Origin of the sequence: Nostoc sp., assembly GCF_036919595.1 — a bacterium.
GTDB lineage: Bacteria > Cyanobacteriota > Cyanobacteriia > Cyanobacteriales > Nostocaceae > Nostoc.
Genome location: NZ_JBALCO010000021.1, coordinates 1 through 6,741 on the forward strand (window position 1 = coordinate 1; position 6,741 = coordinate 6,741).

Annotated in this window: 2 protein-coding genes and 2 pseudogenes; 3 read left to right on the top strand and 1 reads right to left on the bottom strand. The window is 39.6% G+C overall.

What is annotated here, in order from left to right; all coding sequences use genetic code 11:
• The first annotated feature begins 459 nt into the window (after window positions 1–459).
• Together V7K21_RS03070 and V7K21_RS03075 are read left to right on the top strand one after the other, a co-directional pair.
• Window positions 460–5,910: an ATP-binding sensor histidine kinase gene (locus V7K21_RS03070; protein WP_335171413.1), complete on the top strand. Its 5,451-nt coding sequence runs from the start codon at window positions 460–462 to the stop codon at window positions 5,908–5,910.
• Window positions 5,911–5,925: 15 nt separating this feature from the next.
• Window positions 5,926–6,048, top strand: a pseudogene (locus tag V7K21_RS03075) (helix-hairpin-helix domain-containing protein); the annotation flags it as partial.
• A 39-nt stretch (window positions 6,049–6,087) separates the two neighbouring features.
• On the opposite strand, the gene V7K21_RS03080 reads toward V7K21_RS03075, so the two are convergent.
• Window positions 6,088–6,231 (bottom strand): hypothetical protein, encoded by a 144-nt coding sequence (locus tag V7K21_RS03080; RefSeq protein WP_335171416.1) that lies wholly within the window; start codon window positions 6,229–6,231, stop codon window positions 6,088–6,090.
• A 90-nt stretch (window positions 6,232–6,321) separates the two neighbouring features.
• Between V7K21_RS03080 and V7K21_RS03085 the strand changes: the two are divergent.
• Window positions 6,322–6,555: pseudogene (locus tag V7K21_RS03085) on the top strand (IS66 family transposase); the annotation flags it as partial.
• Between the last annotated feature and the right edge of the window lie 186 nt (window positions 6,556–6,741).

The following is a 6,741-nucleotide window of genomic DNA, read 5'->3' on the forward strand; positions in this document are numbered from 1 at the left end:
GTATTTAAATGCTATGTATGCAGCAAAACTCACATCTTTTAGCGATCGCCTACATTTGTGATGACCCATAGGGAAAAATGGATAAAGTCGAGCTTTAAGAAGATGTTTGAAAAGTTCTCTTATCGGCATTAAAAGTTCTAATTGTCTCTAAATCCCCCTTAAAAAGGGGAACTTTGATTCCGGTTCCTCCCTTAAAAAGGGGGAAATAGGGAAAATAAAAGTGCCTAAAGTTACAGCAAGATACTTTTTACACAACTATTAAATACTCTACTGAGAGAAATAAATCAGTAGAGTATTTTTATAAGAGTCCGATGTCTGCTCTCCAATTTTCACCCAACAATTTTGAAAACCGCTGATCTGGGCTTAAATAGGATTTTAAGAGTTAACTTGACTTGAATTTTGGGAATTATTATAGGAACAGCCAAAATCGATTATAAAACAACATTAAGGCAAGTAATAGTGTTTAAATTAATTGCTCGTATCCCGGAGTACAGTATTACCAGTTTAATTTATGAAGCTACTGCGACAGCAATTTATCGAGGGTACTCCAAAGCTGACGGGGACTCAGTTGTGATTAAACTGCTCAAAGCAGGGTATCCTACTGTCAAAGAGATTGCTCAGATCAAGCATGAATACGAAATTATACAAAATCTGAATATTGCAGGTGTAATCAAAACCCAAAAATTAATCAATTACGACAATGGCTACACTAACGGTATAGCAATGGTTTTAGAAGATTTTGGCGGAGAATCCTTAAAGTATCAGATATCTACTACAGGGTTTGAACTAAGAAAATTTCTCAGCATCGCGGTTCAAATTACTGAAACATTAGGAGAGTTACATAGTCACCACATTATTCATAAGGATATTAAACCTGAAAACATTCTTTATAACCCCAATAGCGAAAAAATAAAACTGATTGACTTCAGCATTGCTTCGCTGCTGTCAAAAGAAAGCCCAGAAATCACTAGCCTCAACCTCCTAGAAGGAACGCTGGCTTATATGTCGCCAGAGCAAACCGGACGCATCAACCGAACCTTAGATTATCGTACAGATTTTTATTCATTAGGCGTGAGTTTTTACGAAATGCTGACGGGTAGGCTCCCCTTCCAGAATGTTCAAGATCCAATGGAGTTGGTGCATTGTCACATTGCAAAAATTCCAATGGCTCCTAAGGATATCAATCCTAATGTACCACTGGGAATTTGTGCGATCGCCATGAAACTCCTGAGCAAAAATGCTGAAGATCGCTACCAAAGTGCTTACGGGTTAAAGGCTGATCTAGAGAAAGCAATGCTTCAACTGGAAACAAAAGGAAGGATTGACCTTTTTAGCTTAGGTGAGCAGGATTTTTCGCATCAATTTCAAATAGCTCAAAAACTTTATGGCCGGGAAGTAGAAGTGGCAGCTCTTATGGCTGCCTTCGAGAAAGTTAGCCTTGGTTCGAGTGAAGTTGTGTTGGTAGGAGGATACTCAGGTATCGGCAAATCATCACTAGTTAACGAAGTTCATAAACCTATTGTGCGGCAACGAGGTTACTTCATCGGTGGCAAATTTGACCAACTCAAGCGAGATATTCCTTATGCTTCTTTGATTCAGGCATTTCGAGAATTGATGCGACAACTGTTAACTGAAAGCCAAGTCAGAGTTGAGCTTTGGAAAAATAAATTGCTACAAGCATTGGGAGTTAACGGTCAGGTCATTATTGATGTTATCCCAGAAGTAGAACTGATTATCGGGCAGCAAGCGCCTGTACCGCAGTTGGGTGTTACTGAATCTCAAAACCGTTTCAATCGGGTATTTAAGCAATTTATCCATGCTTTTACTGCTGCGGATCATCCCTTAGTACTGTTTTTAGATGACCTCCAATGGGCAGATGCTGCCTCTTTGAAGCTGGTCGAGAATTTGATGAGTGACCCAGAAAGCCAGTATTTATTGATGATTGGGGCTTACCGAGATAACGAAGTTAGTCCTACCCATCCGCTGATACTAATGCTAGAGGCAATTCGAGTATCTGGGGCAACCGTTGAAGAACTGCTCTTAAAGCCATTAGCAGCACCTCATATTACTCAACTGCTTACTGACACATTCAATTGCGAATCATCTCAGGCAGAACCTTTAGCTGATTTGCTACTTCAAAAAAGCCAAGGTAATCCCTTTTTCTTGACTCAGTTATTAAAAGTATTGCATCAAGATAATCTCTTGATATTCAATTACCGTTTGGGTTTCTGGCAGTGGGATATTAACAAAATTCAGTCACAAGCCATTACCGATAATGTGGTCGATTTAATGGTGAATAAAATTCAGAGACTGTCAGAACCAACCCAGCAAGTTTTACAATTAGCTGCTTGTGTTGGTAATCGTTTTAATTTAGAAATTCTAGCAGTAGTAAACGAAAAATCTACATCAGCAACAGCAGTTGATTTATGGTCAGCTTTACAGGCGGGGTTAATTCTTCCCTTAAGCGATACTTACAAAATTCCTCAGTTGTTGAATCAGTCGGAATTGGCAATATACTGTGATAACGCGGTACAAGTTGACTATAAGTTCTTGCACGATCGCGTTCAGCAAGCGGCCTATTCTTTAATTCCAATCGGTCAGCAACAACAAGTACACCTAAAGGTGGGAAAATTACTATTACATAATACTGAAAAATCCCAGTTAGAAGAGCATCTTTTTGAGATTGTTAACCATCTAAATGCTGGAGAATCATTGATTATTGAACCAGCAGAAAGATACGAAATGGCGGAGTTAAATCTGAAATTAGGTCAACGAGCAAAATCATCCTCAGCGTTTGTAACTGCATTAAAGTTGTTGAAAATAGGGATGAATTATTTAAATAAAAATAGTTGGAAACATAAATATTTACTAACGTTAAACTTATATTTACAAGTTGGAGAAGCAGAATTTTTAAATGGAAGATACGAGCAAGCTTTGCTGATTTTTGAGCAGACTTTCAGCCAGGTTAAAAATACTCTTGATATGTGTCGAGTAAATGAATATCGGATTATGTGTTATCGCATGGAGAATGACTTAAACTCCGCCTATGAAATTGGGTTAAACACCTTAAAGCTTTTAGGTTTTGAGTTTACAGCTTATCCCGATGATGCATATCTGTTGGAAAAACTTAATCAAACAAAGGAAGTTATTGGCGATCGCTCAACTTTTAGTCTGGCAGAACTACCACCAATGCAAGACGAAGAGAAGTTAATGGCTCAACGTATCTTAAAAGAAGTTTGGCCTATTGCTTACTTTTTAGGATCTAAGGCGTTGCACGTTACATCTATGAATCTAACTCAACTTTCGGTTCAGTATGGCAACTCACCGATTTCGGTATTTGGCTATATGCTGTATTCTTTTAACTTAGTATTTCAATATGGTGAGGTAGATTCAGGTTATGAGTTTGGGCAGCTTTCTCTCCAACTCCATGAAATTATGAGAACTAAGGAATTGGAAGCGAACATTTTGAATATGTGGGGAGGTTTAATATGTCATTACAAAGACCATATTAGCCAGGCAAAACCTTATTTGTTAAAGGGATTTAATAGTGGTTTAGAAACAGGTTCTTACCAATGGTCTGGTTATTGTTCAGTTAATTTTTTATGGCAATCTTTATTTGGAAATGAATCTTTAGAAAAAACCGCAGAAGTAGCCGAAGATTTTATTCCTACCCTCCGCAAGATTGACAAAAATATGTTGAACTACCATCTACTAGCTATGGAAGCGATCGCTAACCTGACTAAGCCAGCAGGCAAGATTGACAAGCTTGTTGGAACTTGGGCAGATGAACGGCAAGTGTTAGAGTTTGCGTTGGCATCTTCGGATATGTTGAGTGCATTTGTAGTTTACATCTATAAACTTACGCTCTGTAACTGGTATGGAGAGTATACCAAAGCTGTTGAGTATGCAGAGAATGCAGAAAAATTTGTTGGGGGATCACGAGGAATTTTTATTAATCCTGTATTCTACTTTCATCAAAGTATTGCTTTGGCAAGAGCTTATGCTGAGGTAGATACAACAACTCAAGTCATTTATCTGCATAAATTAAATGTCAACCTGGAAAAATTCCAGCAATGGGCAATGCACTGCCCAACCAATTATCAACATAAGTTTCTGCTGATTCAAGCTGAAGTTGCTCAGATTTATCAACAAGATTATCAGGCAATGGAGTTGTATGACAAGGCGATCGTCTCTGCTGCCGAAAACGGTTATTTACAAAATGAAGCCTTAGCAAACGAACTCGCATTTCGATTTTACTTGGCCAAGGACAGAAAAAACCTTGCCAAAGTTTATCTTACAGAAGCCCGCTATCGCTATCTGAAGTGGGAAGCGATGGGTAAAGTCCAACAACTAGACGAACAATATTCTCAATTTTTTACAGAAGCTCCCGAAGCAACTCTTCGCGGCACTGCTACAAACTCAATCAGAGATACTTCTGAAGCTAAAACCCAAATTCTAGATTTAAGCACAGCGATTAAAGCATCACAAGCATTGTCGAGTGAGATGGAGCTAAATCGGCTGCTGGAGAAGATGATGAAGATCGTGATCGAAAATGCTGGTGCTCAAATGGGTTATCTACTTGTTAAACGGGAGAACCAATGGCTGATTGAAGCTGAGGGAAACGTTGATCGAGACCAAGTGACAGTGCAATCATCCAGCCTAGTTCAAGTAAAGCATAAACTACCAGTTTTGCTGATTAATTATGTTGAAAGAACAAAAGAAAATTTGGTTTTAGACGATGCTAGCCACACAGAGCGTTTTGCCAGTGACAACTATATTATTGCCAATCAACCCAAATCAGTTTTATGTTCGCCTTTCGCTCATCAGGGTAAGCTAACCGGAGTTCTTTACTTGGAAAATAACCTCACCACCGGAGCCTTTACCGCAGAGCGATTGGAGGTACTGAACTTATTGACTTCGCAAGTTTCTATCTCTATAGAAAATGCTCGGCTTTACACAAATTTGCATATATACTCCCAAGAGTTAGAGATTTCGGAAACACAAGCGCGTCAGAAAGCAAAGAAGCTAGAGCAGACGCTCGATGAATTGAAGCTCACCCAGTCCCAGATGGTACAAAGCGAAAAAATGTCTAGCCTGGGGCAGTTGGTAGCAGGCGTTGCTCACGAAATCAATAACCCAGTCAGCTTTATCTACGGCAACCTTACTTACGTCAATAATTATGTCAAAGACTTGATGAATGTAGTACAACTTTATCAGCAGCAAAACCAGAATTTACCACCTAAAGTTCAGAATGAAATAGATGCGGTTGACTTAGATTTTTTGATGGAAGACTTACCTAAGCTCTTGGCTTCAATGAAAGTGGGAACTGATCGCATTCGCCAAATTGTATTATCTTTACGAAACTTTTCCCGTCTAGATGAAGCTGAAGTCAAGGCTGTTAATATCCATGAGGGCATTGATAGCACCCTAATGATTTTGCAAAATCGGCTTAAACCCCAACCAGACTCTTCGGGAATTCAAGTAATACAGGAGTACGGCAACCTGCCACCCGTAGAGTGCCACCCTGGGCAACTGAATCAGGTATTTATGAACCTGATCGCTAATTCAATTGACTCTTTGGAAGAATTTAACAAACATCGGACTGATACCGAGAGAATACGCCGCCCAGGCATTATTACAATTCGTACTACTGTTGAAGGTGATCTTGCTGTCATTCGCATTGCTGACAACGGTTCTGGGATCTCTGAAAATATTCAGCAGCAACTCTTCACACCCTTTTTTACTACAAAACCTGTCGGTAAAGGAACCGGTTTAGGGCTATCTATTAGTTACCAGATTGTAACTAATAAGCATCAAGGACAGTTAGAATGTGTATCGGTTTTAGGACAAGGGGCTGAATTTATTATCTCTATCCCCATTCAGGCAAGACTAAAAGCAAGAAGTGTCTAATCAGAAGCAAGGCGAACCCATAACCCCTACCAGCTAGCAGCAGATATCTACGGGATCGGTTTTCTGACTGCTGATAAAATTGCCCGTAACTTGAGAGTTGCACCCAATTCCGAATTTAGGTACTATGCTGGACTTGTCTCTACGAGACGCTCTTGCGTTCGCTATCGGCGTCGCTTTTTATTCAAGCAAACGCGAGTAGCGATCACCTACGGTGGGCGGGTACGCCATCGCAAAGAGGAAACTAAGCGATCGCCCCACTAATTCTGAACCGGGAGCGTTTGCGATCGCATATCTTGTTGTGGCAGTGCTATGTGTGTTCATAGATTTGGGCAGTTAGCGGCAATAAAGTTCTACCCTGATAGCCGGAAAAATTCTTCAATTGTGCATTTTAGTGAAGTGAATCATCAATAAATGGCAAATATCAATCTGCCTCAACAGCTAGAGCAAGAAAACTTAAGCCAGTTGCCCAAACAAGAGCTGGTAAAGATAATCATTCAGCAGGCGCTTGTTAACAAAGAGTTGCTCTTATCAATCCAGGAATTGAAACAAGAGATAGAAAAGCTTCGTGTCATTGAGAACCTAGATAGCAAGATTTCATCAAAACTACCATCAACTGACCTTCTCAAAAAATCAGAAAAGAATAAGCCCTCAACTGAATCATTTGTAGATAGACCAAAAAGCCTCAAGGTTGCGTTGTACACTGGTATTCGCATATAACCATATTTAAAATATATAACTACGCCTTATGTGAGTGAGAAGGGGTAGCAAAAAAGAAAGGGAAACCACAAGATAAAGGTAACGAAACCAAAGCTTGAGGTCTCCCAATGAATA

Bases quoted from the DNA above. Each gene is read 5' to 3' on its own strand.
- V7K21_RS03080 (WP_335171416.1), bottom strand. From the start codon at position 6,231: ATGAACACACATAGCACTGCCACAACAAGATATGCGATCGCAAACGCT.